General features: G+C 63.3%; 23 protein-coding genes and 1 tRNA gene. 15 read left to right on the forward strand and 9 right to left on the reverse strand.

Annotation, left to right across the window (positions count from 1 at the left end):
* Nucleotides 1–3: 3 nt before the first annotated feature.
* The 5 genes from IEY62_RS08150 (at nt 4) to IEY62_RS08170 (ending at nt 4,326) form a co-directional block, all read left to right on the forward strand.
* Nucleotides 4–1,110 (forward strand): prephenate dehydrogenase, encoded by a 1,107-nt coding sequence (locus tag IEY62_RS08150; RefSeq protein ID WP_189015841.1) that lies wholly within the window; start codon nt 4–6, stop codon nt 1,108–1,110.
* Entirely contained in the window at nt 1,110–1,823 is a 714-nt protein-coding gene (gene cmk / locus IEY62_RS08155; RefSeq protein WP_189015844.1) for a (d)CMP kinase, read from the forward strand. Before IEY62_RS08150 ends, cmk begins: the two co-directional genes overlap by 1 nt.
* Nucleotides 1,813–2,547, forward strand: coding sequence for a lysophospholipid acyltransferase family protein (locus IEY62_RS08160; RefSeq protein ID WP_189015847.1), 735 nt, complete (start codon nt 1,813–1,815; stop codon nt 2,545–2,547). Before cmk ends, IEY62_RS08160 begins: the two co-directional genes overlap by 11 nt.
* A 10-nt stretch (nt 2,548–2,557) precedes the next feature.
* The gene (gene der, locus IEY62_RS08165) at nt 2,558–4,108 is read left to right on the forward strand and encodes a ribosome biogenesis GTPase Der (protein ID WP_018779258.1); all 1,551 of its coding nucleotides are present in this window, start codon (nt 2,558–2,560) and stop codon (nt 4,106–4,108) included.
* Nucleotides 4,109–4,249: 141 nt separating this feature from the next.
* A tRNA-Pro gene (locus tag IEY62_RS08170) sits at nt 4,250–4,326 on the forward strand.
* Between the two features lie 139 nt (nt 4,327–4,465).
* Here IEY62_RS08170 and IEY62_RS08175 read toward each other — a convergent pair.
* Nucleotides 4,466–4,912, reverse strand: a complete 447-nt coding sequence (locus IEY62_RS08175; protein ID WP_189015850.1) for a MarR family winged helix-turn-helix transcriptional regulator — start codon at nt 4,910–4,912, stop codon at nt 4,466–4,468.
* A 173-nt stretch (nt 4,913–5,085) separates the two neighbouring features.
* On the opposite strand from IEY62_RS08175, the gene IEY62_RS08180 reads away from it, so the two are divergent.
* On the forward strand, nt 5,086–6,294 hold the full coding sequence (locus IEY62_RS08180; protein WP_189015853.1) for an MFS transporter: 1,209 nt from the start codon (nt 5,086–5,088) through the stop codon (nt 6,292–6,294).
* A gap of 59 nt (nt 6,295–6,353) precedes the next feature.
* Here the strand turns inward: IEY62_RS08180 and IEY62_RS08185 are convergent, their stop codons facing one another.
* Complete coding sequence (locus tag IEY62_RS08185) at nt 6,354–6,941, reverse strand: hypothetical protein (protein ID WP_189015856.1); 588 nt, start codon at nt 6,939–6,941, stop codon at nt 6,354–6,356.
* A 117-nt stretch (nt 6,942–7,058) separates the two neighbouring features.
* Here IEY62_RS08185 and gcvH point away from each other — a divergent pair, with 117 nt between their 5' ends.
* From gcvH to IEY62_RS08210, 5 genes are all read left to right on the forward strand, one after another.
* Nucleotides 7,059–7,445, forward strand: coding sequence for a glycine cleavage system protein GcvH (gene gcvH / locus IEY62_RS08190; RefSeq protein WP_189015860.1), 387 nt, complete (start codon nt 7,059–7,061; stop codon nt 7,443–7,445).
* Between the two features lie 138 nt (nt 7,446–7,583).
* On the forward strand, nt 7,584–8,060 hold the full coding sequence (locus tag IEY62_RS08195) for an FHA domain-containing protein (protein WP_189015862.1): 477 nt from the start codon (nt 7,584–7,586) through the stop codon (nt 8,058–8,060).
* A gap of 20 nt (nt 8,061–8,080) precedes the next feature.
* Nucleotides 8,081–8,797: a transcriptional regulator FtsR gene (gene ftsR, locus IEY62_RS08200; protein ID WP_189017210.1), complete on the forward strand. Its 717-nt coding sequence runs from the start codon at nt 8,081–8,083 to the stop codon at nt 8,795–8,797.
* On the forward strand, nt 8,797–9,300 hold the full coding sequence (locus IEY62_RS08205) for a bifunctional nuclease family protein (protein WP_018779265.1): 504 nt from the start codon (nt 8,797–8,799) through the stop codon (nt 9,298–9,300). The genes ftsR and IEY62_RS08205 overlap by 1 nt, the downstream gene beginning before the upstream one ends.
* A gap of 235 nt (nt 9,301–9,535) precedes the next feature.
* On the forward strand, nt 9,536–10,129 hold the full coding sequence (locus IEY62_RS08210; RefSeq protein WP_189015864.1) for a MerR family transcriptional regulator: 594 nt from the start codon (nt 9,536–9,538) through the stop codon (nt 10,127–10,129).
* A gap of 93 nt (nt 10,130–10,222) precedes the next feature.
* On the opposite strand, the gene IEY62_RS08215 is transcribed toward IEY62_RS08210, so the two are convergent.
* Nucleotides 10,223–11,032 (reverse strand): ParA family protein, encoded by an 810-nt coding sequence (locus IEY62_RS08215; RefSeq protein WP_189015867.1) that lies wholly within the window; start codon nt 11,030–11,032, stop codon nt 10,223–10,225.
* Between the two features lie 303 nt (nt 11,033–11,335).
* Between IEY62_RS08215 and IEY62_RS08220 the strand changes: the two genes are divergently transcribed.
* Nucleotides 11,336–14,731, forward strand: a complete 3,396-nt coding sequence (locus IEY62_RS08220; RefSeq protein ID WP_189015870.1) for a pyruvate carboxylase — start codon at nt 11,336–11,338, stop codon at nt 14,729–14,731.
* 83 nt (nt 14,732–14,814) lie between these two features.
* Here the strand turns inward: IEY62_RS08220 and IEY62_RS08225 are convergent, their stop codons facing one another.
* The gene (locus IEY62_RS08225; protein ID WP_189015872.1) at nt 14,815–16,626 is read right to left on the reverse strand and encodes an AMP-dependent synthetase/ligase; all 1,812 of its coding nucleotides are present in this window, start codon (nt 16,624–16,626) and stop codon (nt 14,815–14,817) included.
* A 186-nt stretch (nt 16,627–16,812) separates the two neighbouring features.
* Between IEY62_RS08225 and IEY62_RS08230 the strand changes: the two genes are divergently transcribed.
* Nucleotides 16,813–17,871 (forward strand): ROK family protein, encoded by a 1,059-nt coding sequence (locus IEY62_RS08230; RefSeq protein ID WP_189015874.1) that lies wholly within the window; start codon nt 16,813–16,815, stop codon nt 17,869–17,871.
* Nucleotides 17,872–17,901: 30 nt separating this feature from the next.
* Here the strand turns inward: IEY62_RS08230 and IEY62_RS08235 are convergent, their stop codons facing one another.
* The 3 genes from IEY62_RS08235 to IEY62_RS08245 are packed head-to-tail and all read right to left on the reverse strand — an operon-like array spanning nt 17,902 to nt 20,016.
* Nucleotides 17,902–18,444, reverse strand: a complete 543-nt coding sequence (locus IEY62_RS08235) for a hypothetical protein (RefSeq protein WP_189015877.1) — start codon at nt 18,442–18,444, stop codon at nt 17,902–17,904.
* Nucleotides 18,431–19,234 carry an alpha/beta hydrolase gene (locus IEY62_RS08240; protein ID WP_189015880.1) on the reverse strand — a complete coding sequence of 268 codons (804 nt, stop codon included), beginning with the start codon at nt 19,232–19,234 and terminating at the stop codon, nt 18,431–18,433. The genes IEY62_RS08235 and IEY62_RS08240 overlap by 14 nt, the downstream gene beginning before the upstream one ends.
* Nucleotides 19,231–20,016, reverse strand: coding sequence for an alpha/beta hydrolase (locus tag IEY62_RS08245; RefSeq protein WP_189017213.1), 786 nt, complete (start codon nt 20,014–20,016; stop codon nt 19,231–19,233). The genes IEY62_RS08240 and IEY62_RS08245 overlap by 4 nt, the downstream gene beginning before the upstream one ends.
* Nucleotides 20,017–20,125: 109 nt before the next feature.
* On the opposite strand from IEY62_RS08245, the gene IEY62_RS08250 reads away from it, so the two are divergent.
* On the forward strand, nt 20,126–20,899 hold the full coding sequence (locus tag IEY62_RS08250) for a lysophospholipid acyltransferase family protein (protein WP_189017216.1): 774 nt from the start codon (nt 20,126–20,128) through the stop codon (nt 20,897–20,899).
* A gap of 83 nt (nt 20,900–20,982) precedes the next feature.
* Nucleotides 20,983–22,386, forward strand: coding sequence for a class II 3-deoxy-7-phosphoheptulonate synthase (locus IEY62_RS08255; RefSeq protein ID WP_039240719.1), 1,404 nt, complete (start codon nt 20,983–20,985; stop codon nt 22,384–22,386).
* Nucleotides 22,387–22,486: 100 nt separating this feature from the next.
* Here IEY62_RS08255 and pknB read toward each other — a convergent pair whose 3' ends face one another.
* Both pknB and IEY62_RS08265 read right to left on the reverse strand, forming a co-directional pair.
* Complete coding sequence (gene pknB / locus IEY62_RS08260) at nt 22,487–24,541, reverse strand: Stk1 family PASTA domain-containing Ser/Thr kinase (protein ID WP_189015883.1); 2,055 nt, start codon at nt 24,539–24,541, stop codon at nt 22,487–22,489.
* A gap of 75 nt (nt 24,542–24,616) precedes the next feature.
* Nucleotides 24,617–25,954: a LysM peptidoglycan-binding domain-containing protein gene (locus IEY62_RS08265; protein WP_189015886.1), complete on the reverse strand. Its 1,338-nt coding sequence runs from the start codon at nt 25,952–25,954 to the stop codon at nt 24,617–24,619.
* Nucleotides 25,955–26,183: the final 229 nt, after the last annotated feature.

Below are 26,183 nucleotides of genomic sequence, written 5' to 3' on the forward strand. Positions count from 1 at the left end.
GGCATGTCGGCATTCGGTACGCACGGCCGGGGCCATCTTGATGGTCCGGTCGTCGTTCTCGGTACAGGGCTGCTGGGGGCCAGTATTGGCCTTGGGCTGCGTGGACGCGGGGTTCCGGTCTTCCTTTTCGATCCTTCGCCCACCAACCAGGCGGTTGCTGTGGACATCGGTGCAGGCAGGCCTTTGGCTGAATTGGATGAAGAACCCCAACTGGTGGTTGTCGCCGCACCGCCTGACGTGACGGCCGACGTCGTGCAAAAAGCGCTGGCGGACTATCCGTCCGCCGTCGTCGTCGACATCGCGAGCGTCAAAGCAACAATCGTGGCGCAGCTGCGCGAACGTGGCGTTGATCTCACCCGGTACGTGGGGACACACCCCATGGCCGGGCGGGAGAAGTCAGGGCCCGTTGCAGCCAGGGGCGAGCTTTTCACGTCCATGCCGTGGGTTGTTTGCCCTTCCGAGGAGACCTCGGCAGCGGCCGTGCAGGTAGCGCGTTCGCTCGCCGGTGACCTGGGCGCGATTGTCTCCCAGTTCACGGCGGACGAGCACGATGAAGCTGTTGCCTTGGTGTCGCATTTGCCGCAGATCATGTCGTCGCTGCTGGCCAGCCGCTTGCAGGGTACGCCACTGCATGCCCTTTCCCTGGCTGGGAACGGGCTCCGGGACACCACCCGGATTGCTGCCAGTGATCCAACCCTCTGGGTACAGATCCTGGGCGGCAACGCTGACAAGGTGGTGTCCATTCTGCACGGTGTGCGTGAGGACCTTAACCGGTTGATCGGCACGTTGGAAGCACCGTCCGCGCCCGGCGCCAGGCTTGACCTTGCCCAGCTGATCAGCGAAGGCAACGCCGGTCAGGCCAGAATTCCAGGCAAGCACGGCGGACCGCCGCAGGCCTACTCGTGGCTCACCATCCTGGTGGACGACAAGCCGGGCCAGATCGCGCAGCTCCTGACCGAGATCGGTGAAATCGGCGTGAACCTTGAGGACCTTCGGCTCGACCATTCGTCGGGGCAGAACGTGGGCATGGTGGAGCTCTCCGTGCTTCCGAGCAAGCATGACCTCCTTGTTGAAGCTTTGACTGACCGTGGATGGCGGGTACTCCAGTAATGACACGTGAATTCTTTGGCCCCGAGACGGTCGCCCGCCCCGGCAAGCCGTTGGTGATTGCGATCGATGGCCCTTCAGGCTCAGGAAAATCGAGCGTCAGCAAGGAAGTGGCCCGCCGCTTGAAGCTTGCTTACCTTGATACGGGTGCAATGTACCGGGCCTTGACCTGGTACTGCCTCAAGACCGGAGTGGACCTGCACGACGGCGCCGCCGTTGAGCACGCTTCCAAAACCATGCCCTTGGAAGTGAGCACGAGTGCTGCCAAGGAATACGTGGCCGTGGACGGCACAGACATCACCGATGAGATCCGGGAACCCCTGATCTCTTCCTCCGTCAGTGCCGTGGCCACAACCCTGGGTGCACGCACCGAATTGATCCGCCGGCAGCGTGAGCTGATCGACCAGCACCACCATCGCATGGTGGTGGAAGGACGCGACATCACCACTGTCGTCGTTCCGAATGCCGAGGTCCGCATGCTTCTGACCGCCAGCGAAGAGGCCAGGCTCCGGCGTCGTGGAATCCAGTTGGGTGGCACGCAGAGCAAAGAGCAGCTCGCCGCCCAGGTGATCCAGCGCGACGCCAAGGACTCCACGGTGGTGAACTTTACCCAGGCAGCCGACGGCGTTGTGACGCTCGATTCTTCCGACCTCAACTTCGAGGAAACCGTCGACACCGCCCTGGCAATCGTCAGCAAGGTCATCTATGGCGACTAGCAATGAACTCCCCGCAGCGTGGACGCGTCTTTGGAGCCGGCCAGTTGGTTGGTTCCTGGACCACGTCCTCTACCGGACCGTGGTATCGGGCAAGAGCAACGTGCCCGCTGCAGGCCCGGTGGTCTTCGCCGCAAACCACATCAGCTTCCTGGACGGACCGGTGATGTTCGGCGCTTCCCCGCGTCCGATGCACATCCTGGTCAAGAAGGAGATGTTCACAGGGTTCCTGGGCAAGGTCCTTAGGGGATCCGGACAGATTCCCGTGGACCGGTCCGGAGACCGCACCGCGTTGCACATCGGCAAGCAACTGCTCGACGACGGCCGTTGCGTCGGGATTCTTCCTGAAGGAACCCGGGGGAGCGGCGCCGCCGAGAACATCAGCAACGGCGTTGCCTGGCTCGCCATCAATTCCGGAGCAACAGTAATTCCGGTCGCCATCCTCGGAACCCGACAGGGCGACGAGCACCGCGACCATATCCCCAAACCACGCCGCAAGCTTCATGTGAGCTTCGGCGAACCCATCACGGTGAAGCGCCGGAAGGGCGAACCGGGGCGTGTTTCAATGGACAGGGCAGCTGCGGAGATCCGTGAAGCCCTTGCCGGACATGTCCAGGATGCCATCCGGGCCACGGGCCAGGGCCTGCCTACGGAGCCTGTGCCCGGGGTAGCCCTTCTGCAGCACCGCCCATCAGAAGTAGCCGGGACGCCGGCAGACCACCACTAAGGAAAGTGCAATGAGCGATACGACTCAAAAATCCGGCCTCCACGGAGCCGGCGACGACGAATACACGCCCACCGGCACCGACCAGGTGGCTGAAAACCTGGCTGCCCTGGACGACGACGAGGCCGAGCTGCGCGCAGCTACCCTCCGGGCAGGCCTGGACGACTACGAACTCGACGAAGAAGATGCTGCGCTGCTCAGTGGCGAGTACGGCGATGAAGGAGACGAAGGTCCCCTCAAGCTGGACCCCGTCCTGGCCATCATCGGCCGTCCGAACGTCGGAAAGTCCACGCTGGTCAACCGCATCCTGGGCCGCCGCGAGGCAGTTGTCGAAGATACTCCGGGCGTCACCCGCGACCGCGTCATGTACTCGGCCCGCTGGAACGGCCGCAACTTCACCCTGGTGGACACTGGTGGTTGGGAGCACGACGCCAAGGGTATCCACGCCCGCGTCGCCGAGCAGGCAGAGATGGCAGTGGAGCTCGCTGACGCCGTTCTCTTCGTGGTGGACTCCGCCGTTGGTGCGACAGCCACGGACGAGGGCGTCATGAAGATGCTCCGCAAGAGCAAGAAGCCGGTCATCATGGTGGCCAACAAGGTGGACGACTTTGCGCAGGAAGCCGATTCGGCAGCACTGTGGGGACTGGGCTTCGGTCAGCCGTACCCCGTCTCGGCACTGCACGGACGCGGCGTAGCAGATCTCCTTGACCATGTCATGGACACTCTTCCCGAGTTCTCCCTGGTCGAAGGTGTGGAGCGCTCCGGCGGTCCGCGACGCATCGCCTTGATCGGACGCCCCAACGTTGGCAAGTCTTCGCTGCTGAACAAGCTCGCAGGCTCCGAGCGTGTTGTGGTGGATCCGCTGGCCGGCACCACCCGCGACCCCGTTGACGAGTTCATCGAGCTGGGCGACCGCACCTGGCGTTTCGTGGATACCGCCGGAATCCGCCGCCGTCAGCACATGGCCCAGGGTGCAGACTTCTACGCGTCCCTGCGTACGCAGGCCGCGCTCGAAAAGGCGGAGGTCGCCGTCGTGCTTCTTGCCGTGGACGAAGTCCTCAGTGAGCAGGACGTCCGCATCCTTCAGCTGGCCATCGAATCCGGTCGCGCCCTGGTGCTCGCGTTCAACAAGTGGGACCTGCTGGACGACGAACGCCGGCGCTACCTTGAGCGTGAGATCGAGCAGGACCTGGCCCACGTTGAATGGGCTCCGCGCGTCAACATCTCGGCCAAGACCGGCTGGCACAAGGACCGTTTGGTTCCTGCCCTGGACATCGCCTTGGAGAGCTGGGACCGCCGTATTCCCACCGGACGCCTCAACGCGTTCCTGGGTGAACTGGTCGCAGCCCACCCGCACCCTGTCCGTGGCGGAAAGCAGCCCCGCATTCTCTTCGGCACCCAGGCTTCCAGCCGCCCGCCGAAGTTCGTGCTCTTCACTACCGGGTTCCTGGACCCGGGATACCGTCGCTTCATCACCCGCCGCCTGCGCGAAACGTTCGGCTTCGAGGGCACGCCCATCGAGGTCAACATGCGCGTACGCGAAAAGCGTGGCAAGAAGCGCTAAGTGAGACGCGCATCACAGCGCAGATTGGCTGTGATGGCGTCTCCGACCTCCAACTTCGTGTAAGCTTTTGGAGGTGGTTCGGCCGGACTGCTTAGGTGGGACTCTTCGGAGGAAAACTTAGGCGGAGAACGGTGGAACCAGCGGGCTGTAGCGCAGCTTGGTAGCGCACTTGACTGGGGGTCAAGGGGTCGCAGGTTCAAATCCTGTCAGCCCGACCATAAAGGCCGGAATCACGTGGAAACGCGTGATTCCGGCCTTTGGTCGTTAAGCGGTGTCGTGATGGCACAAAGTATCCCGGGCTTGTGCGCGGCACCCGCCGTTCGGGGCGGAGTTACGCAAGTAAGCCCGGGATCCGGCCTAGACCTTTTGCAGCGCCCCGAGGGCCCTTACCAGTGGCTCCAGTTCCGGCACGGCCTCAGCGGCCTCCAAGGCGGCGGCCAAGGTCTCGTCGTGAACGGGCTTGGCTGCTTCGAGGAGCTTTTGACCGGCGCCCGTCAGCTCCGTGTAGATCCCGCGCCGGTCGTCGGCGCACAGGATGCGGGTGAGCAGCCCCCGGTCTTCCAGGCGATTGACCAGGCGCGTCGTGGCGCTGCTGGAGAGGGCGGTGGCGCGGGCCAGCTGTTGCATCCGCATGTGCCAGCCGTCCTGGCGGCTCAGCGCATCCAGCACGGTGTACTCCACAACGGACAGTTCGTTGGACGCCTGGAGCGCCCGCTCCAGTTCCGCTTCGATGCTTCCGTGCAGGGCGGCAAGGGTCCGCCAACCCTGTGCCCGTACTTCTACGGCGTCATCCTTGATGCCCATGTCTGCTGTGCTCCTGCCTTGATGTTGAGTCGATCGCGGACGCCCGGAAAGTAGTTGCTTGCGCAAGTATCTAGCGTGTGCAACTATATATAGAGCGTCTGCAACTATTATTCTACGGTTCCCGGCGGCGCACTTCCACTTTCCAGGGGAACCGGTCATCTAAGGAGTTCCACATGCCCGCAGGGTTGATTGCCCTTGCCCTCGGCGGATTCGGTATCGGACTGACCGAATTCGTGATCATGGGCCTCTTGCCGGAGGTTGCCGCCGATTTCCACGTGAGCGAGGCTTCGGCGGGGTGGTTCATCTCCGGCTACGCCCTCAGCGTCACCGTCGGAGCCCTCCTCGTGACCGCCGCAGTGACACGGCTGCCCCGCAAACCGGTACTCATGGGCCTGCTAGTACTCTTCATCGCAGGCAATTTCCTCTCCGCAATTGCCGACAACTACTCAGCCATGCTGCTCGGACGCATCGTCGCCGCTTTGTGCCACGGCGCCTTCTTCGGGATCGGCTCCGTGGTGGCTGCAAGCCTGGTGCCCGCGCATAAGAAGGCCGGCGCGATCGCGATCATGTTCACCGGGCTCACCGCGGCCAACGTCCTGGGTGTTCCGTTCGGGACGCTGCTGGGCCAGAACTTCGGCTGGCGTTCAACGTTCTGGGCCATTACCGTCATCGGCGTCGTGGCACTGCTCGGCATCGCATTCATGGTGCCCAAAGCCAGCACGGAGCCCACCAAGGGCCTTCGAAGCGAACTGGGTGCCTTCACGTCCGGTCAGGTGTGGTTGTCGATCATCGTCACCATCCTCGGCTTCGGCGGCATGTTCGGCGCCTTCACGTACATTGCCTTTACCCTTACCGAGGTCTCGGGATTTGAGTCAGGTGCCGTCCCATGGTTGCTGGTGCTGTTCGGGGGAGGCCTGTTCGTGGGCAACTTCCTGGGCGGCAAGGCTGCCGACAAAGCTCTGGACAGGTCACTCATCGTCATCCTGGCCGGTCTTGTGGTGGTCCTGGTCTTCTTCGCCCTGACCGCTTCCAGCAGCATTGCAACCCTGGTGTCCCTGGCCCTGATGGGCGGTTTCGGTTTCGCAACTGTTCCGGGCCTGCAGATGCGCGTGATGCACTTTGCCTCCACGGCGCCGACGCTGGCATCGGGCGCGAACATTGGTGCCTTCAACCTTGGCAACGCGCTGGGCGCATGGCTGGGCGGCGTCACCATCACCGCCGGTCTCGGCTACACCTCGCCCATCTGGGCAGGCGCAGGGATCACTGTTGCTGCCCTGCTGGTCATGATTGCCGCAGCTGCGGCCGCCAAGCGCGGGGGAGCGGCCGCGCCGGCGTCAACCCCCGACGTCGAACGCGAACCTGATGGGGCCACCGTCGCCTGACGCCGGCCGCAGCCATGACAATGCCCGCCGCGGACGTCCGTGGCGGGCATTTTCGTGTCCTACTGGGTGGGCGAGGGGTTCTGCGCCTCCGGTTCAGCGTTTCTGTTGTTGTTGGCCTTGATGCGTTCGTTCTCCGCTTGCCTCAGGGCCTTCACCTGTTTGCCCCGACGCCGCCAGATCGACCACATGATTGTCACCGCAATGAAGACAACTACCGCGGCCACGGCGGAGATGGCCGTCCAGGTGGTGAAGAAGCCCGCATCCACACTGAGGGTCCGCTGGCCTGCGTGGGCTGATTCCGTTGAACCGAACACAATTCCGGCGGTGAGCAGATTGGGCGTGGCAAAGGCGACCGCCACCAACACAATCACTGCCTTCCAGGGCCAGCCAACTGCTTTCCGCGTGGCCTGCCACGCCACCAGCAGTGGAATAAAAGTAAATACGAAGCCGTAAAACATGCCGACCAGCACACTGGCGCCAAGGTCACGCCTGATTTGTCCGGCGATGACATCGGACCACCACCTGGGAAGAATTGCCCCAAGAATGAACCAGGCGGCCACGGCGACCAGCAAAAACACGAGGACCAGGATTATTTTGGCGCCCCGATTGCTCTTTTTCGCAGCTGGTACTTGTGCTTGTTCAGTCATGGGTCAATCATGGCAGAGACCCCATCAGGCGCAGGGGAATTGTGCCTATACTTTCAGCGGTGGCCAGCTGCGCAGGCCGCCGTCGAGGTTCGTCATTGTCCCGATGAAAGGCCACCCGTGAGCAATATTCCAGAAGAACTTTCCTACACCGCAGAACACGAGTGGGTTACCGCTCCGGATTCCGACGGCGTCGTGCGCATTGGCATTACCGACTTCGCCCAGGACGCGCTGGGTGATGTGGTCTACGCACAGATGCCTGAGCCGGGGACAAAAGTCACCGGCAATGAGGTTGTTGGAGAAGTCGAATCGACCAAGAGCGTCAGCGACATCTACGCTCCGGTTTCCGGAGAGGTCACCAATCGCAATGACGCTTTGGATACCGACCCCGCTCTGATTAACTCCGACCCGTACGGCGAAGGTTGGCTCATTGAAGTAAAGCTCGCAGAACCTGACGCAGTGGATTCCCTGCTCAGTGCATCGGAGTACGAACAACAGGTAGGCTAAAGTTATCTGGCCCGCCAGGCTGTTTTCCCATTACCGGGGAAATGGAAGGGCGGGCCAGCAACCGATTTGCCCGGCGGTACCGGGATGCGGAAGTTGCTGGCAGGGTATGGAACTGCCAGCGGATGAGGAGGAAATTCCATGGTTGGCGGCGAACAGAATCAAGCCAATGTCGGGAACGGCGCGGAGGAACAGCCGACGTCGGAGACCACCTCAATCAGCATCACGCCAACGTGGGACGAGCCAAGCATTGCCCCCAAGCTGGCTCCTGAAGAGCGTGCATCCGTGGACGCACTGCCGCCTAACTCGGCCTTGCTCATTGCGCACAGCGGACCCAATGCTGGAGCCCGTTTCCTGCTGGATGCCGACACCACCACTGCCGGCCGGCACCCTGACGCGGACATCTTCCTGGACGATGTCACGGTTTCCCGCAAGCACGTGCAGTTCATCCGCACCGCGTCGGGATTCGAACTCGTGGACATGGGCAGCCTCAACGGTACGTATGTCAACCATGACCGCGTTGACCGCGTGCAGCTCAAGAGCGGCAACGAGGTTCAGATCGGTAAGTTCCGGTTGACCTACTACATCAGCCCTGTCCGCCCAGCAGGCCAAGTCTGACGGGGAACCTGCCTGTGGCTATTGCCCAGCCGGACCGTCGCGGACCGCAGGTCCTGAACATCGGGGAAGTCCTCGCCCAACTGAGCGATGACTTCCCTGGAATGACTGCGTCCAAGATCCGCTTCCTGGAGGAAAAGGGCCTCATCAATCCGAAGAGGACCCCTGCCGGATACAGGCAGTACGCGGACAGTGACGTGGAGCGTCTGCGCTTCGTCCTTGCCCTGCAGCGGGACCAGTACCTGCCGCTGAAGGTCATCAAGGACTACCTCGACGCAATCGACCGCGGTGAGCGGCCGGAGAACCTTCCCCCGGGGGTCACCGTCTCGCCGAGGGTCGTCTCGCCGGAGATGGCGGCGGAGATGCAAGGACGCGCCCGTGCCCTGAGCGAGGAGCAATTGCGTGCCGAATCCGGTGCCAGCGTGCCATTGCTGGAATCGCTCCTGAGCTTCGGGTTGATCTCCCATGTCGGTGGCAAGTTTGACGAACATGCACTCCAGGTGGCCAGGGCATGCGTTCAGTTGGAGGGCCATGGCCTTGAGCCCCGGCACCTTCGTCCCTTCCAGGCTGCAGCCGAACGGGAGTTCGGCTTGGTCGAAAGGGCGGTCGCGCCGTTGACATCACGGCGTGATGCAGCATCCCAGGCAAGGGCTGCGGACGCCGCGCGCGAGATCAGCGAGCTCTGCCTCACCCTCCACCGGGCCCTCGTCCACGACCGAATCTCCCGGATGGACAGCTGATGATCGAAGTGGAAATCGTCGGTGTACGGATCGAACTGCCGTCCAACCAGCCGTTGGTGCTCCTGCGCGAACTCAATGGTGAACGGCATGTGCCGATCTGGATAGGCACGCCGGAAGCCAGTGCCATTGCCCTCGCCCAGCAGGGCGTGGTCCCTCCTCGCCCCATGACGCATGATCTCCTGATCGATGTCGTGGAATCGTTGGGGCACACGATCATCAGCGTGAACATCGTGGCGGTAGAGGACAACATCTTTTATGGTCAGTTGCAGTTCGACGACGGCACGGTGGTCAGTTCCCGCGCGTCGGACGCCCTCGCCTTGGCCCTTCGGGCCAAATGCCGTATCTGGTGCGCTGACGCTGTCATGGAAGAGGCAGGTGTCCGGATCACCGAACACGATGAAGGCGAGGATTCGGAGCCGGACCCCACAGTGGACGAGGAGCGTGAAATGCGCCGCTTCCGTGAGTTCCTTGATGATGTGGAACCCGAAGATTTCGAAGGCTGAAACACCCTCAACCTAAAGTTGAGGGTGAAAGTTTCGACACGACGGGATTTTGGGCCCAGGGTCTTTGACCTGGGCCCCTCACGGGCCTAACGTCGAAGTATCAAGTTCCCGTTGCATACACTGCCTGCGCAAGTCACACTGGAAGGTGCCGACTTGCGGGAATTACACTGCTGCATTTTGTTGTTGTGTCAGGGGTATGCACCGTCCCCAAGGGAGCTGAGAACAAGGAGGTCACGTGAGTCCGAAAGGCGAAGCAGGCGAGCTGAAGCAGCCCTCTGCCGGCATTGCTGCGCCCGCATCCGGCGCCCAAGGTCTACTCTTCACAGAGGATCTTCCCGTGCTGGACGAGGACGCGGGATACCGCGGCCCCACCGCATGCAAAGCGGCAGGCATCACCTACCGCCAACTGGACTACTGGGCACGCACAGGACTTGTTGAACCCGCTGTTCGAGGCGCTGCCGGCTCCGGATCACAGCGGCTCTACGGATTCCGCGACATCCTGGTTCTCAAAGTGGTCAAGCGTCTCCTTGATACCGGCGTATCACTCCAGCAGATCCGGACCGCCGTGGAGCACCTTCGCGAACGTGGCGTGGAGGACCTCGCGCAGATCACCCTGATGAGCGACGGCGCCAGTGTCTACGAATGTACCTCCGCAGATGAGGTCATCGACCTCGTGCAGGGCGGTCAAGGAGTCTTCGGCATAGCCGTTGGCCGCGTATGGCGGGAAGTTGAGGGCAGCTTGGCCGCGTTGCCGAGCGAGCACGCCGCCGAGCAATCCTTTCCCGACGACGAACTGAGCAAGCGCCGCGTAGCCCGCCGCATAGGCTAGGCAGCCGCCCCATGACATAAAGAAAGCCTCTTCCCGGCAGGGAAGGGGCTTTCTTGTGTGCAGGCCAGGTCGTTGATATGAGGCAGGTGCCCGTCAGACTTGACGGCGTTCCCTGGGTGAACCCTGCCCTTCAAGAAGGCTCTCAAGCAGGGCGTCGAAGAGTTTGGCCGCGTTCTTCGCCGAATCTCCCGGCCAGTGGTGGACAGAATGCGCCGCGCCTTGGATCTGCTGCCAGTTCGCCTGTTCCGGAATGTGCGGCGTCAACAGCAGCTCGCCGAACATGGACTCCATTTCGGCCAGGCGGAATGTGTGCTCGGCTGATCCACTGCGCACGCGGTTGGCTACGATGCCTGCCGGGGCCAGGTTGGGTGCGAATTCCTGGCGGAACAGTTGAATGGCCCTCATGGTCCGTTCGGTGCCCGCAACGGAGAACAGTCCGGGCTCGGCCACGAGTACTACGCGGTCGCTGGCGCTCCAGGCCATACGAGTCAATCCGTTCAGGGACGGAGGGCAGTCCACCAGCACCAACTCATAGTTGGTGGTGCCGGCCAGGACTGTGGAGAGCCTGCGGAGGTCGCGGCGGCCGAGGTCCGGGCGGTCATAGATTCCGGTGAAGGCTGAGCCTACTGCGACATCCAAGGTGCCGTTGCTGGAACCGTTGGAGACCCAGCTGCTGCCTGCGACGTTGTCCTGGAGCCTGGCGCGCCGGGGGCTTTTCAGCATCCGCCCGATGTCCTGCTGGCTGCCGGGTTGAACACCGAGTGCCGTCGTGGCGTCGGCATGGGGATCGAGGTCCACCACCAAGGTAGGTATGCCGGCAGCGAGGGCCGCGGACGCCAGACCGGTGGTCACGGACGTCTTTCCCACTCCACCTTTGAGGCTGCTGATGCTGACTACTTGCACTTGAAAACCCAAAACCTAACGCCGGTTGCCGTATCGCGCTCATTCGCCTCCGGAATCACCGGAGCCGGGGCTTGCCGAAGCCCCCTCAACATCATATGGTGCTTCGGCATCGAATCCCGCTTTCTACGCGCCCGGCCGGGGGAGATCGCCGTGGGCAATAGCATGCCGTTTGATCGCGCGCACGCATATACAGCCCACATGACGATTCCTTTGTGATGGTTGCCACAAAGATTTGTGTTTGATGCTGGCGGCACTACACACTGTGACCACCGACCGATCCACCCGCAATGATGCAGGAGAAGTATGTTTTCGAAAATTCTGGTGGCCAATCGCGGAGAAATCGCGATCAGGGCGTTTCGCGCTGGTTATGAACTGGGCGCCAAGACCGTAGCCGTCTTTCCGCATGAGGACCGTAACTCGATCCACCGTCAGAAAGCCGACGAAGCTTACCTGATCGGCGAGGTGGGCCATCCCGTCCGCGCCTACCTGGACGTGGAGGAGGTTGTCCGCGTCGCCAAGGAAGCCGGCGCAGACGCCATCTACCCCGGCTATGGTTTCCTGTCAGAGAACCCGGATCTTGCGCGTGCCGCGAAGGCGGCGGGAATCACCTTTGTGGGTCCGCCCGCCGAGGTCCTGGAACTCGCCGGCAACAAAGTTGCAGCCTTGGAAGCCGCCCGCAAGGCCGGCGTTCCCGTCCTGAAGTCGAGCAAGCCCTCCAAGGATCTTGACGAGCTCATTGCGGCAGCTGACGAGATCGGTTTCCCGATCTTCGCCAAGGCCGTTGCCGGCGGTGGCGGCCGTGGCATGCGTCGCGTCGAGACGCGCGAAGCCCTCCCCGAAGCCCTGCAGTCGGCCATGCGCGAGGCGGACGCAGCCTTTGGCGATCCCACGATGTTCCTTGAACAGGCCGTGCTGCGTCCCCGCCACATCGAGGTCCAGATCCTGGCCGATGCCGAGGGCAACGTCATGCACCTCTTCGAGCGTGACTGTTCCCTGCAGCGCCGCCACCAGAAGGTGGTTGAAATCGCCCCGGCACCCAACCTGGATGAGAACATCCGGCAGGCGCTGTACCGCGACGCCGTGGCTTTCGCCAAAGCACTTAATTACGTCAACGCCGGAACGGTCGAGTTCCTCGTCGACACCGAAGGTGAGCGTGCCGGTCAGCACGTCTTCATCGAAATGAACCCCCGTATCCAGGTGGAGCACACCGTCACCGAGGAAATCACCGACGTCGACCTCGTGCAGGCACAGATGCGTATTGCGTCGGGGGAGACGCTGGCGGATCTGGGCTTGAGCCAGGAGACCGTGTCCATCAAGGGCGCTGCGCTGCAGTGCCGCATCACCACCGAAGACCCCGCCAATGGCTTCCGGCCGGACGTCGGAAAGATCACCGGCTACCGTTCAGCCGGTGGCGCCGGTGTAAGGCTCGACGGCGGCACGGTCTACTCGGGTGCCGAGATCAGCCCCCACTTTGACTCCATGCTGGTGAAGCTGACCTGCCGTGGCCGCGACTACCCTGCCGCTGTAGCCCGCGCCCGGCGTGGACTCGCCGAGTTCCGGATCCGCGGTGTGTCCACCAACATCCCGTTCCTGCAGGCCGTCCTCGCCGATCCTGACTTCAATGCCGGCAACGTGGCCACGGATTTCATCGACAAGCGCCCTGAACTGCTCAAGTCCCACATCTCCGCCGACCGTGGCACCAAGCTGCTCACGTGGTTGGCTGAGGTGACTGTGAACAAGCCGAACGGCGAACTCAAGGTCCACACCGATCCCGCGAGCAAGCTGCCCGCCGTCGAAGGTCCCGTTCCGACATCAGGTTCGCGCCAGAAGCTGATCGAGCTCGGCCCGGAGGGCTTCGCCAAGGCGCTGCGCGAGCAGAACGCTGTGGCGGTCACGGACACCACGTTCCGCGACGCCCATCAGTCGCTTCTTGCCACCCGCGTCCGCACCCGCGACCTCGTTGCGGCCGGCCCTGCAGTGACCGCCCTGATGCCGGAGCTTCTTTCGGTGGAGGCGTGGGGTGGTGCCACGTACGACGTCGCGCTGCGTTTCCTGGGCGAAGATCCCTGGGACCGGTTGGCCGCCCTGCGGCAGGCCCTTCCGAACACCTGCCTCCAGATGCTCCTCCGTGGACGCAACACCGTGGGTTACACGCCCTACCCGGAAGAAGTGACGGAGGCCTTCGTCAACGAAGCCGCCGCCACGGGCATCGATATCTTCCGTATCTTCGACGCGCTCAATGACGTCAACCAGATGGCCCCGGCCATCCGGGCGGTTCGGGCAACGGGAACGGCTGTGGCCGAAGTTGCCCTGTGCTACACCGGCAACCTCCTGGATCCCAACGAGGATCTGTACACGCTGGACTACTACCTGGACCTGGCCCAGAAGATCGTCGACGCCGGTGCGCACATCCTGGCCATCAAGGACATGGCCGGCCTCCTGCGCCCGGCCGCCGCGGCGAAACTCGTTACGGCTCTGCGTGAGCGCTTCGACCTGCCGGTACACCTGCACACGCACGACACCGCCGGGGGCCAGTTGGCCACCCTGCTGGCTGCCGTCGACGCCGGCGTGGACGCAGTGGATGTCGCTGCAGCTTCCCTGGCCGGTACCACCAGCCAGCCTGCTGCTTCCGCGCTGGTTGCCGCTTTGGCCAACACGCCCCGCGACACCGGCCTTAGCCTTGCCAACGTCGGCGCCATGGAGCCGTACTGGGAAGCTGTGCGACGCGTTTACGCACCGTTCGAATCCGGTCTTCCGGGCCCCACGGGCCGTGTCTACCAGCACGAGATCCCGGGCGGGCAGCTGTCCAATCTGCGCCAGCAGGCCATCGCCCTGGGGCTGGGAGAACGGTTCGAAGCGATCGAGGACATGTACACTGCGGCTGACCGCATCCTCGGCCGCCTCGTCAAGGTGACACCGTCCTCCAAAGTCGTTGGCGATCTCGCCCTGCACCTGGTGGGACTCAACGCGGACCCGGCAGACTTCAACGAGAACCCGCAGAACTACGACATCCCGGACTCTGTGATCGGATTCCTGTCCGGCGAACTTGGCAATCCTCCCGGTGGATGGCCTGAGCCTTTCCGCACCAAGGCCCTTCAAGGCCGCAGTGTGAAGGTCCGCGACGTCGACATCAGCCCGGAAGACAGTGCCGCCCTCAAGGGTGATTCCAAGACGCGCCAGCACACGCTGAACCGCCTGCTGTTCGCCGGTCCCACCAAGGACTACCTGAAGAGCGTGGAAACGTACGGCAACCTCTCCGTTCTGGACACCCGCGATTACCTCTACGGCTTCCAGCAGGGCTCCGAGCACGTCATCGAACTGGAAAAGGGCGTCCGCCTCATCGCGCAGCTCGAAGCAGTCTCCGAAGCCGACGAGAAGGGCATGCGCACGGTCATGTGCACCCTCAACGGCCAGTCGCGGCCTGTGGTCGTCCGTGACCGTTCAGTGGTCAGCAACGTCAAGGCGGCAGAGAAGGCCGACCCCGCCCAGCCCGGACAGGTTGCAGCACCGTTTGCCGGCGCCGTGACTGTCACGGTCAAGGCCGGCGACGCCGTGAAGGCCGGTGACACCGTGGCCACCATTGAGGCGATGAAGATGGAGGCATCCATTACGACGCCGGTGGCCGGCACTGTTTCGCGCCTGGCCATCTCAGCGGTGGAGCAAGTGCAGGGTGGCGACTTGCTGCTGGTCATCAGCTAGCGGCCCACCCCGAAAAAAGTACCCCGCCCATCCGGGCGGGGTACTTTTTTGCTCTCCGGTTGTTGTGGCCGGAAGCCGGGCTATTAGGCGCGGGGAGCTGAGTACATTTCCTCGATCACTGCGTCAAAGTCCTTCATGACCTGCGCGCGCTTGACCTTCAGCGACGGTGTCAGGTGGCCGGAGGCCTCGGTGAAGTCCGCCGGAACCACGCGGAAGGCCTTGATGGCCTCGGCCTGGGATACGGACTGGTTTGCCTTGCTGATGAGTTCCTGCACTGCAGCCTTGACCGTGGCGTTGCCGGTGGCCTCGGCCAGGGTGGTGCTCGCCGGAAGCCCGTGGCGTTCCAGCCAGCCGGGGAGAGCTTCCTCGTCCAGGGTCACCAGCGCGCCGATGAAGGGACGGTTGTCACCGACCACCAGGACCTGCGACACCAGGGCGTCCGATCGGATCTGGTCCTCCAGCAGGGCCGGCACTACATTCTTGCCGCCTGCAGTGACGATGATCTCTTTCTTGCGTCCGGTGATCTTCAGGAAGCCGTTGCTGTCCAGCTCGCCGATGTCGCCGGTGCGGAACCACCCGTCGGCCGTGAAAGTCTCTTCAGTGAGGTCCGGCCGCTTGTAGTAACCGCGCATCACGCAGACGCCCTTGGCGAGGATTTCGCCGTCGTCGGCAATTTTTACTGAGTTCCCCGGCAGGGGAGCGCCCACAGTACCGATCCTGATCATAGAGGGAGTATTGACGGAGATCGGAGCCGTGGTTTCGGTCAGTCCGTACCCTTCCAGGATCTGCAGGCCGATGCCTTGGAAGAAGTGGCCCAGGCGTTCGCCGAGCGGGCCGCCACCGGATACCGCATGGGCGACGTGGCCACCCATGGCTGCCCGGAGCTTTCCGTAGACCAGTTTGTCGAACACGGCGTGCTTGATCTTCAACCCCAGGCCGAGCTTTCCGTCCTGGCGTGCCTTCGAATAAGCGATCGCGGTGTCTACCGCCCGGTGGAAGATGGCGCCCTTGCCACCGTCTTCGGCCTTGGTAAGCGCCGAGTTGTAAACCTTTTCGAACACCCGGGGCACGGCAAGGATAAATGTCGGCTGGAAGCTTTGGAGGTCGCCCAACAGATTTTTGATGTCCGGAGTGTGGGCCACCTGGACGCCTCCGGCCACGGCCAGGACAGAGATGAACCTGGCAAAAACGTGCGCCAATGGCAGGAACATGATGGTCTTGCCGGACTCGTTGATGATTTCCGGAAGGGAGGCCCGGGCATTCTCGGAAAGTTCCACGAAGTTTCCGTGCGTCAGTTCGCATCCCTTCGGCCTGCCCGTTGTGCCGGAGGTGTAGATAATGGTTGCGATGTCCCGCAGTCCGGCAGCGGAGCGCCGGGACTCCAGTTCGTCGTCGGGAACTCCAGCTCCTGCGGCTCGCAGGGCATCGAGGCCGGCGCCTTCGAGTTGCCAGACGTTGGCAACGGAGGTGATGTCCTCCGCGACGACGGCCTGGCGGATGATGTCCTCATGGTGGGCTGACTCGCCGAAGGCCGCTACTGCGCCTGAGTCTCCAAGGTTCCATGCCACCTGCGACGGCGAAGACGTTTCGTAGATCGGGACGGACACGGCTCCGGCGAACCAGATCGCGAAGTCCACCAGGGACCACTCGTAGCGCGTCCTGGACATGATGCCTACGCGGTCGCCCTGACCCACGCCGCTGGCAATGAGGCCCTTGGCCAGGGCCCTGACGTCAGCGAGGAAGTCTGTGGCGCGGATGTCCGTCCACTGCCCGCTGCCATTGAGCTTGGAGAACAGCGGGGGATTGGACGCCTTTCCCGCCTCCCGAAGCACGAGGTCCGTGATGTTGGTTTCAGGGGAGATGTTCACGAGGGGAGGAACACTGATTTCACGCACGGTAGCTCCTTTGATATCCACGGGCCACGAGGGGCTTCTTTCACTCTAGTATGCCCGCTCGCGGTGGTGTGTTCTATTTCACCTACTGGCGAGTAACTTTACGTATCGAGCCCCATTTCAAGCAACTCGGGTACTTCTGGACCCGGCGATGCGGAGGCGCGCCCGGTAGCGGAATAGGATGATGGGATGCCCGCATTCCGGTCCCGAACCCGCATAAACTCCAGGCCCCCGGCCGCTGCCTGGAAGGACGTTCCCTGGGCCGCCCGGCGAAGCCATCTGGGCCGCAGGGGACTGGCCATCGGGATCGACATCGGCGGCACCAAAGTTGCAGCCGGTGTGGTGGACGCCGATGGCAGGATCCTCGCCGAGGCGCGGCGGTCCACCCCGGGAGCCGATCCCCGGGCAGTTGAACAGACCATTGTGGAACTCGTGGATGAACTCAGCGCCGGGCACAGGGTCGCCTCCGTGGGTATAGGCGCCGCCGGTTGGATGGACCTCGACGGCGGGACGGTGCTGTTCAGCCCGCACCTCGCCTGGCGCAATGAACCCCTCAGGGCCAGCCTGCAGAAACTGCTCAGGCGCCCGGTCCTGCTCACGAACGACGCCGATGCCGCAGCATGGGCCGAATGGCGCTTCGGCGCCGGCCAAGGGGAAAGCCGGCTCGTGTGCGTCACCCTCGGTACAGGCATCGGCGGTGCCATGGTGATGGACGGCCGGGTGGAGCGGGGCCGCTATGGCGTCGCCGGAGAATTCGGCCACCAGATCATTTTTCCCGGCGGCCACCGATGCGAATGCGGGAACCGCGGATGCTGGGAACAGTACGCCTCCGGAAACGCGCTGGGACGTGAAGCCCGCCAACTGGTACGGACCAACTCACCCGAGGGCCGGGCCTTGCTCGAGCGCGCCGGAGGCACAGCGGACAACATCACGGGAGCAGTGGTCACCACCCTCGCCCTTTCCGGGGACGCCACGTCGCGGGAGCTGCTGGCGGACCAGGGCGAATGGCTGGGCCTGGGGCTGGCCAATCTTGCAGCTGCCCTGGACCCGGGGATGTTCGTCATCGGTGGCGGACTATGCGACGCCGGAGACCTCCTGGCCGGTCCTGCCCGGGACTCTTTTGCCAAGAACCTCACAGGACGCGGCTTCCGGCCCATGGCCAGGATTGAACTTGCTGCCCTGGGCCCGCGGGCCGGCATGATTGGTGCTGCGGACCTTTCGCGGGTCAGCGGCAGGTCGCACAACTAGGCCTGGTCAACAGGGCCGGAGCGTCGGCACCTAGATGCGGGCGCCGTCGTCGTCCTCATTCTTTTCCTGCGGAAGCCTCATGATGAGGAACACCACCGAGACCACGAACGCCGCGACGATTCCCAGGACGGCAGCCAGCGGCGCCGATCGCCAGAACATGGCAGTGAAGAGCAACGCGACCGGCCCACCCACGGCACCCACCCAGGCCAGCATCGTCAGCGGCTCGGTACCTGCCAGGCTCGGCGGTTCTTCCGGGATGAACGTCCCATCATCGTCGTCCACCTCAAAGTCACGCGGTCCCAGGGCGCGGCCCTGTCCCTCTCCGGCTGCCGGAACCTCCTGCGGCACTGCAGAGGACGGGGAAAGGCCGAGGGGATCGAAATCCCGGAAAGACCTGGCGGAGCCACCCCGCGCCTGGCCGGGGTCGGTGGTGGGTTCCGCTTCTCCGTCGTCCGGTCCTTGCTCGTCGGGGGTGGACCGGGTTGCCTCAAGCCGGGCCACCAGGTCCAGCCAGACCGCGTCGTCGTCCTTATTGGCACTTTGGTCAGCGGAGTTGGGATCAGGCCTGTTCATGGGCTGCGTCCTTATCGGGAGATGGCCCGTGTCCGGCCAGGGCGGCGAGTGTCTTTTGAATGAAATCGACGGTGCCGGAGAAGATTTCCGGAGCATCGTTGTCGAGGGTGGCCACGTGGTGGCTGTTGTGAAGGTAGCTGACCTCCACCGGAGCGTGGACGCGGGAGCGGAGAAATTCCAGGCTGGCATTCGATATGACGTTGTCCACCGTTGACCGGTACACGCGCACGGGGGCACTGATGCGGGGCAGGATCGCGGCCGTGTCCTTGTACATCTTCTTCAGCTGATGCGCCGCAGCAACAGGGGTTCGTGCGTAGGCGCCTTCGTCCTGGTCCGGTTTAAGGATGTCGTTGGCGATGGCAGGTGTCGTCTTCACCACGTACTTGAGCGCCGCGACGATCACGGCGCGTGGATCGTCCAAAACGAGACCGGGATTCACCACGACGGTGCCCGCGACGGGTCGCGTGGCTGCTATCCGCAATGCCAACGTACCGCCCATGGACAAGCCCGCAGCGAAGACGTAGTCGCACTCGGCAGCCAATTCCAGGTAGGCATCATCCACTGCGCGGTGCCATTCCTGCCAGGATCGCTTTGCCATGTCCTGCCACGTGGTACCGTGACCCGGCAGCAACGGCAGGCGGACGGCATAACCGGCAGCTGCCAGGTGTTCGGCCCAGGGGCGCACACTGTGCGGGCTTCCAGTGAAGCCGTGCGACATGACCACGCCAACGCGCGGTCCAGTTCCGCTCCAGCTGCTGAGGAACGGTGAGAAATCCGGGGTCATGTTCATGATGACTCCGAGGCTACTCTGTGATTGGCGTGCCGGCGGAAAAATGCTGCGGATTCTTCGAAAATGGTGGGCGCGTCAACATCCAGGGTGGCCACGTGCCCGCTCTGTGGAAGGGTCACCACTTTCAGGCGGGCCGAGTCGATGTGCTTTCGGATCGTGTCCACCGAGCTGGGGGGAATAACCCCATCAACCGACGATTTGAAGACCAATGCCGGCGCCTTCACCTGCTTCAATCCCCGGGTTGCGGACCGGAACAGCTTCTTGAGCTCGTGTACGGACTGCAACGGCGTCTTGGAGTAGTCGCTGTCCTCGATGAGCTCCGGTGCAGGAGAATCCTCCACGATGGGGGCGGTAGTGCGCATGACGTATTTCAGCGCGCCCACGTACTTCACGCGCCGGTCATAGAAGCTCAAACCAGGGTTGACCAGCACCACGCCCGGAACATCGTGGAGTGACGCCAAGCGGAGGGCTACAGCCCCACCCATGGACAGCCCCGCCACGAAACAGCTTTCCGTTGTGGCAGCGAGGTCCAGATAGCTCTGTTCAAAGGCCCGGTACCAGTCCTGCCAACGGGTTGTTGCCAGGTCGTGCCAGCTGGTCCCATGGCCCGGAAGGAGGGGGACCGTGACAGCGAACCCTTGCCCGGCCAGGTACTCAGCCCACGGCAGCATACTCAACGGGCTGCCGGTGAATCCGTGGCAGATCGCCACGCCGGTTGAGGCGTTCGGCCCATGTCCGGCGTAGTGGAAAGCGGCCGCGGCTGGTGGTTTGCGTTCCGTCATGCGTTCCATCGTGTCATTGTTCCGGACATTTCACACTGGAGTAGGGTTGCAGTTGAATGCCGGCCGGGTTGCCGGACGCATGCCTGCCAACGGCCGTGAGAGGACAAACGTGTTCTATTGGGTCATGAAGAGGATCTTTCTGGGTCCAATCCTCAAACTCCTGTTCCGCCCCTGGGTCAAAGGCCTGGACAATGTCCCCACGGATGGCGCCGCAATCCTGGCGTCCAATCACCTTTCCTTTTCGGACTCCATCTTTCTCCCCCTGATGGTGCATCGCCCGGTGATCTTCCTGGCCAAGTCGGAGTACTTCACCGGCAAAGGGCTCAAAGGGCGCCTCACAGCATTGTTCTTCAGGCTGAGCAACCAGCTGCCCATGGACCGTTCCGGGGGTGCCGCGTCCGAGATGTCGCTGCAGGCAGGCAAAGACGTCCTCACGTCGGGCGGCCTCCTGGGCATCTACCCCGAGGGCACGCGGAGCCCCGATGCCAGGCTCTACCGCGGCAAAGTGGGGGTTGCCCGGCTTGCACTGCAGACCCGTGTCCCGGTGGTTCCCGTCGCAATGATCGGCACTGAGAAGGTCCAGCCCATCGGCAAGAGGCTCCCGAGCATCCGCAGGATCGGCATCATTTTCGGACAGCCGCTGGACTTCAGCCGCTACTACGGCATGGAAGACGACCGGCTGGTCCAGAGGGCGGTAACGGACGAAATCATGTACGAACTGATGCGCCTCTCCGGCCAGGAATATGTGGACGAGTATGCCGCCGTCGTCAAAGCACGGCTGGCCGGCAAGGGGCCGGAGCCACTCCACAAGCTTGAGGGAACCCAAGAGGCCGTCACGGACATTGCCGAGGACAGGGACGACCCCCGTCCCGACGGCCAATAACCACCGGGAAACTGTGACGCAGACAGCAGCATCAGTTACGCCTGCAGTGCCTCAACCCCGCCGGAGGCTACTACTCTTGAAGGGTGACTGAGCTAACCGCGAACACCGCACCTTCCACAGTAGATCCACTCGCCAGCACCGCCCAGAGCGGAGCAGCAAACTATCCCGGGCTGGACGCCTGGCGTGACCTGCCGATTTCGCAGCAGCCAACGTGGTCGGATGCCGATGTCTTCAAGGCCTCGGTCAATGAACTCTCCGTTGTTCCGCCCTTGGTCTTCGCCGGGGAAGTGGATGTCCTCCGGGAGCGCCTGGCGGCCGCAGCCCAGGGCAAGGCGTTCCTGCTCCAGGGTGGCGACTGCGCGGAAACATTCGAGGCTGCCACGGCCGACAAGATCAGCGCACGCGTCAAAACCATCCTCCAGATGGCCGTGGTCTTGACCTATGGCGCGGCAATGCCCGTGATCAAGATGGGGCGGATGGCCGGCCAGTTCGCCAAGCCGCGTTCGTCCAATGACGAGACCCGCGACGGCGTAACATTGCCCGCTTACCGCGGGGACATCGTCAACGGCTACGAGTTCACTCCCGAGTCCCGTGCTCACGACGCCGGCCGCATGCTGAAGGCCTACCACACCTCTGCCTCCACGCTGAACCTGATCCGCGCCTTCACGCAGGGCGGCTTCGCCGACCTCCGCCTGGTGCACCAGTGGAACAAGGGGTTCACCGAAAACCCGGCTCACGCCCGCTACGAGTCTTTGGCCCGTGACATCGACCGAGCCATTATGTTCATGGATTCCTGCGGGGCGGACTTTGAAGCTCTGAAGCGCGTTGAATTCTTCGCCAGCCATGAAGCACTGTTGCTGGACTACGAGCGGGCACTCACGCGCATCGACTCCCGCACCGGCCTCCCATATGACACTTCCGCCCACTTCCTCTGGATCGGGGAGCGGACCAGGGAACTCGACCACGCGCACGTGGACTTCCTGTCGCGTGTCCGGAACCCCATCGGCGTCAAGCTCGGGCCGACCACCAGCGGCGACGACGCCCTGCGCCTCATCGACAAGCTGGACCCGAACCGCGAACCCGGCCGCCTGACGTTCATCACACGCATGGGCGCCCGGAACATCCGCGAAAAGCTGCCGGCCGTCGTCGAGCGTGTCACGGCTTCCGGTGCCCAGGTGCTGTGGGTAACCGATCCGATGCACGGCAACACGGTAACCTCGCCCAACGGCTACAAGACCCGCAACTTCGACGACGTCATTGATGAAGTCCGTGGCTTCTTCGAGGTGCACCACTCCCTGGGCACCGTCCCCGGTGGCCTGCACGTTGAAATGACGGGTGACGACGTCGCGGAGTGCCTGGGCGGCGCTGACCCGATCGACCAGGACGCCTTCCTGGACCGCTACGAGTCCGTCTGCGACCCCCGCCTCAACCACATGCAGTCCCTGGAGATGGCCTTCCTGGTGGCCGGCGCCCTGTCCAAGAGGTAGCCTGGCAGCCCTATCGAGACAAAGAAGGCGCGGTCCGGATTTTTCCGGGCCGCGCCTTCTGTATATCGATTCGGTATATCGCTTGGCTGGTGGGTGAAAACTAGACCACTGTCAGCGTCACGACGGATTCTTCCGGCACTTCGGTATTGACGGGACTCTGGTCCCGTACTGTTCCAAAGAAGCCTCCGAGGATCTTGTTGGTCTCTACCTTGAAGCCGAGCTTCTTGAGTTCTCTCTCGGCTTCAGCAGCCTGTTTACCGATGAAACTGGGGACCTTGACCATTCGTGGGCCCTTGGAAACGGTGAGGGTCACCGTCTGGCCTTTGACGAGGGTGCCGTTGGCGGGAGCTTGTGAGACAACCGAGCCCTTGGGGACGGACTTGTCGTTGACCGTCTCCGGGGCGATCACTGCCTTCAGCCCGGCATCCTGGATCGCTTTGACTGCCGCGTCCTGTGCAAGACCCCGCACATCGGGGACGGGGATGGGCTGCGGTCCTTTGGAGACGACCAAGGCAACGGGAGTGCCGTGCCGGACTTCCTTGCCCTTCGCCGGATCCTGGGCGATAACAACACCCGCTGGCACCTTTTCATCAAACGCCTCGGTGACGTTGCCCAGCGCCATTTGGGCTGAATTCAGGGCCGTTTTGGCGTCATCCAGGGTGCCGCCGGTGAGGTCCTGGAGCGGGAAGAGCTGGGCGCCCTTGGACACGAAAAGGGTGATGGGCTGAAACTTCCGGACTTCGGCACCTGATTCCGGTTTGGTGCCTACAGCGAGACCGGACAGGATGTCGTCGTCGAAAACGTCCTGGGGTTCAGACTGGAAGCCGGCGGTGCGGAGCAATTGCTGGGCCTCGGCTACTGTCTTGTTCTTGACGTCCGGGACCGTGCCAGGTGACCCAGGTCCCATGCCGAAAAACCAGCCCGCACTTGCCGCGAGCAGCGCCAGAATCACGATCACCACGGTCCAGATCAAGCCACGACGGCGGGGATTGCCTTCCCGGAGTGGTCGAACCGGAGTGGCCGCTGCCCGTGCGTGGTCCTTGGCCTGTTGCCGTTCGAGCCGCTTCAGGTCCCTTTTTCCCGGCGGGCGTGATTCCAGGTCCGTGGCACCCTGTGGCGACTGGAAGGACGGGCCACCGGCGGCCATGATCGTGGTGGGGTTGCTTGGCCGGGCAATGAATTCCGTTGGCGACGCCGTGGTGGGGAGGAACTCCGTGGCGTTCGTGTCCGGCCTGGAAGCGGCCATAGCCGTTGTGGGCGCGGCAGCTAAGTTGCCCGTCGCCGGCTGTTGCTTGAGATCCAGTTGCTCGTCGGTGAGCGTCGTACGGATGTGGCGCAGTTCAGTCAGCAGTGCGGATCCGTCGATTGGCCTGTTCTCCGCGTCAACGGAGGTGCACCACTGAACCAGTTCGTCCAGGTCTTCGGCCAGCCCGGGCGCTGCCTCTGAGGGACGGCCGACAGCGGCGTTTACGTGCTGGTAGGCCACGTGGATGGGGGAGTCGCCGTTGTACGGTTGCTTGCCGGTCAGCATTTCGTAGAGCATGATTCCGGCTGAATAGATGTCGCTGCGCGCATCGGCGGGCTGGCCCAGGACCAGTTCGGGGGCCAGATAGGCCACCGTCCCGATCAGGGCCCCGGTGCTGGTGTTCGCGGAGATGGCCCTGGCCAATCCAAAATCGCCAACCTTGATACGCCCGTCGTCTGCGATCAGGACGTTCTCGGGCTTGATGTCGCGGTGAATCAAGCCTGAAGAATGGGCAGCCGCCAGGCCCTCGATCACGGGATCGATCAAGGCCAAGGCGAGCCGCGGGGGCAGCGCCCCTTGCGTATTGAGGACATCACGCAGGGTGTGGCCCTTGACGTACTCCATGACGAGGTATGCGATGTGGCCGTCTTCGCCTTGATCCAGCACGCCGACAATGTGGGGATGGGAGAGGCTGGCGGCGGCTTTTGCCTCGCGGCTCAAGCGCTCCAGGAACGTTTGGTCATTCGCCAGATGCGGGTGCAGGACCTTCAGGGCCACATCGCGCTCCAGGCGCCTGTCAGTGGCCAGGTAAACGGTGGACATGCCACCTTTCGCCAAGCGGGAACGGACCACGTAGCGCCCGTCCACGGTGGTACCGATGAGGTGGTCCTGCGTTGCTTCTTGCACCATACGATCCTAAACGAGACAGGGAAGGGGCCCGAATCCCCGTGGGATGCGGGCCCCTTCCGAGGTGCCGTGAAAGGCCTAGCCAAACGTGCGCTGACGTGCCTTGATCGATTCGACGTAGCGCTTGGTGTCGTCGTACATACCGTACTTGCTCACCGAATACTGCCCCTGGTAGTAACCGGCAATGGCCGTATCAAGGTCCTTGCTGGTGGCCACCAGGGTGCGGATGATCGCGACACCGGCCGTGGCGTTGTCATAGGGGTCCAGGAGGTTGAGCTTGCGGCCGACCAGATCGGACGCCCACTGGCCCGAAGACGGAATGACCTGCATGGTGCCAATGGCGTTGGCAGGGGAAACAGCCCGCTGGTCAAAACCGGATTCCTGCTCTGCGAAAGCCAGGGCCAGCGACGGGCTGACACCCATGCGTCGTGCCGTGTCAGCCACGATGGTCTTCATTTCAGCGCGGCTGGGCACCGGCGAAGCATTCAGGAGGGCCTTGTTCTCATTCGCGGAGCTGACAACAGCCGGGGGATAGGTAAACCCCAGGAATGTGCTGGGTACCAGCGGGGTGGTCTCTCCTGCTGGTTGCAGGCTGCCGCCGGGGATGGTCAGTTTCTGGCCCGGGTAGATGACCGTACTTGCGGTCACGTTGTTGGCCGACATGAGTGCGGACAGCGATACGCCCAACCTTGAGGCGATGGAGCTGAGGGTGTCGCCGGCCTTGATGGTGTAGGAACCCGTGCTTGCCAGGGGAGCAGGCGCCGGCGTCGGGGCGGGGGCCGGAGCTGCAGGCGCGGACGGCGCCGATCCGCCGCTGACCTTGATCTTTTGGCCGGGGTAGATGATGGAGCTGCCATTGAGGTTGTTCCAGCTGAAGATGCTGGACAGCGGAACGCCGTGCTTGGCCGCAATACCGCCGAGGGTGTCGCCGGAGACCACCGTGTAGACGGTGGCAGTGCTCGTGGTGCCCGATGCGGCTGGAGTGCTGGGCGCGGGGGCCGCTGTAGCCGTTCCGCTGAGCTTGATGCTCTGTCCGGGGTAGATCAACGTGGTGGGAGTCAGGTTGTTCAGCTGCAGCACTGCGGACGTGTCGAGGTTGAAACGTCGGGCAATGGCGCTGATGGTGTCGCCGCGAACCACGGTGTAGCTGTCCGGAGTTGCGGGGGCCATGGGGCGGAGAGCCGCGGGAAGTGTGGCGGCAACTGCCTGTGCGGGGATCACCGTACCGGGCGTGACAGCCTGGGCCTTCATGGCGGCAGCGAGGGTGGCCGGAATTTTGCGGGGTTGGGGTGCGGGCGCTGCGATGGACGGTTGAGCCAACGCAAGCGACGACAAAACCACAGCGGGAAGCGCGGCCGTGGTTGCCGCGATAACGGGCATGCTCATGGTTCGTTTCGGCGAGCGGGGCGTCGTCATGAAGGAATCCTCATCTCAAACAGCGGGGGTTGATTGTTAACGCTGTTGTCAGTGTTGCCAATGTTACTGATGTTATCAATGGTGCAAGTGTGATCAGTGTGAATCTCTCATACTTATTCCGTCGACACAACAATTCCTGCCGGGGAAGATTCTTTATGCCAATTGTTGGTAGGGGAATTGCGGGCCAAACGGGCATCTGTGCCGTCCCTTTAGGCCTCCGGCTAGGCGA

The organism is Paenarthrobacter histidinolovorans (assembly GCF_014647595.1).
Lineage (GTDB): Bacteria > Actinomycetota > Actinomycetes > Actinomycetales > Micrococcaceae > Arthrobacter > Arthrobacter histidinolovorans.

Bases quoted from the DNA above. Each gene is read 5' to 3' on its own strand.
- IEY62_RS08150 (WP_189015841.1), top strand. From the start codon at position 4: ATGTCGGCATTCGGTACGCACGGCCGGGGCCATCTTGATGGTCCGGTC.
- cmk (WP_189015844.1), top strand. From the start codon at position 1,110: ATGACACGTGAATTCTTTGGCCCCGAGACGGTCGCCCGCCCCGGCAAG.
- IEY62_RS08160 (WP_189015847.1), top strand. From the start codon at position 1,813: ATGGCGACTAGCAATGAACTCCCCGCAGCGTGGACGCGTCTTTGGAGC.
- der (WP_018779258.1), top strand. From the start codon at position 2,558: ATGAGCGATACGACTCAAAAATCCGGCCTCCACGGAGCCGGCGACGAC.
- IEY62_RS08175 (WP_189015850.1), bottom strand. From the start codon at position 4,912: ATGGGCATCAAGGATGACGCCGTAGAAGTACGGGCACAGGGTTGGCGG.
- IEY62_RS08180 (WP_189015853.1), top strand. From the start codon at position 5,086: ATGCCCGCAGGGTTGATTGCCCTTGCCCTCGGCGGATTCGGTATCGGA.
- IEY62_RS08185 (WP_189015856.1), bottom strand. From the start codon at position 6,941: ATGACTGAACAAGCACAAGTACCAGCTGCGAAAAAGAGCAATCGGGGC.
- IEY62_RS08195 (WP_189015862.1), top strand. From the start codon at position 7,584: ATGGTTGGCGGCGAACAGAATCAAGCCAATGTCGGGAACGGCGCGGAG.
- IEY62_RS08205 (WP_018779265.1), top strand. From the start codon at position 8,797: ATGATCGAAGTGGAAATCGTCGGTGTACGGATCGAACTGCCGTCCAAC.
- IEY62_RS08220 (WP_189015870.1), top strand. From the start codon at position 11,336: ATGTTTTCGAAAATTCTGGTGGCCAATCGCGGAGAAATCGCGATCAGG.
- IEY62_RS08230 (WP_189015874.1), top strand. From the start codon at position 16,813: ATGCCCGCATTCCGGTCCCGAACCCGCATAAACTCCAGGCCCCCGGCC.
- IEY62_RS08235 (WP_189015877.1), bottom strand. From the start codon at position 18,444: ATGAACAGGCCTGATCCCAACTCCGCTGACCAAAGTGCCAATAAGGAC.
- IEY62_RS08240 (WP_189015880.1), bottom strand. From the start codon at position 19,234: ATGAACATGACCCCGGATTTCTCACCGTTCCTCAGCAGCTGGAGCGGA.
- IEY62_RS08245 (WP_189017213.1), bottom strand. From the start codon at position 20,016: ATGACGGAACGCAAACCACCAGCCGCGGCCGCTTTCCACTACGCCGGA.
- pknB (WP_189015883.1), bottom strand. From the start codon at position 24,541: ATGGTGCAAGAAGCAACGCAGGACCACCTCATCGGTACCACCGTGGAC.
- IEY62_RS08265 (WP_189015886.1), bottom strand. From the start codon at position 25,954: ATGACGACGCCCCGCTCGCCGAAACGAACCATGAGCATGCCCGTTATC.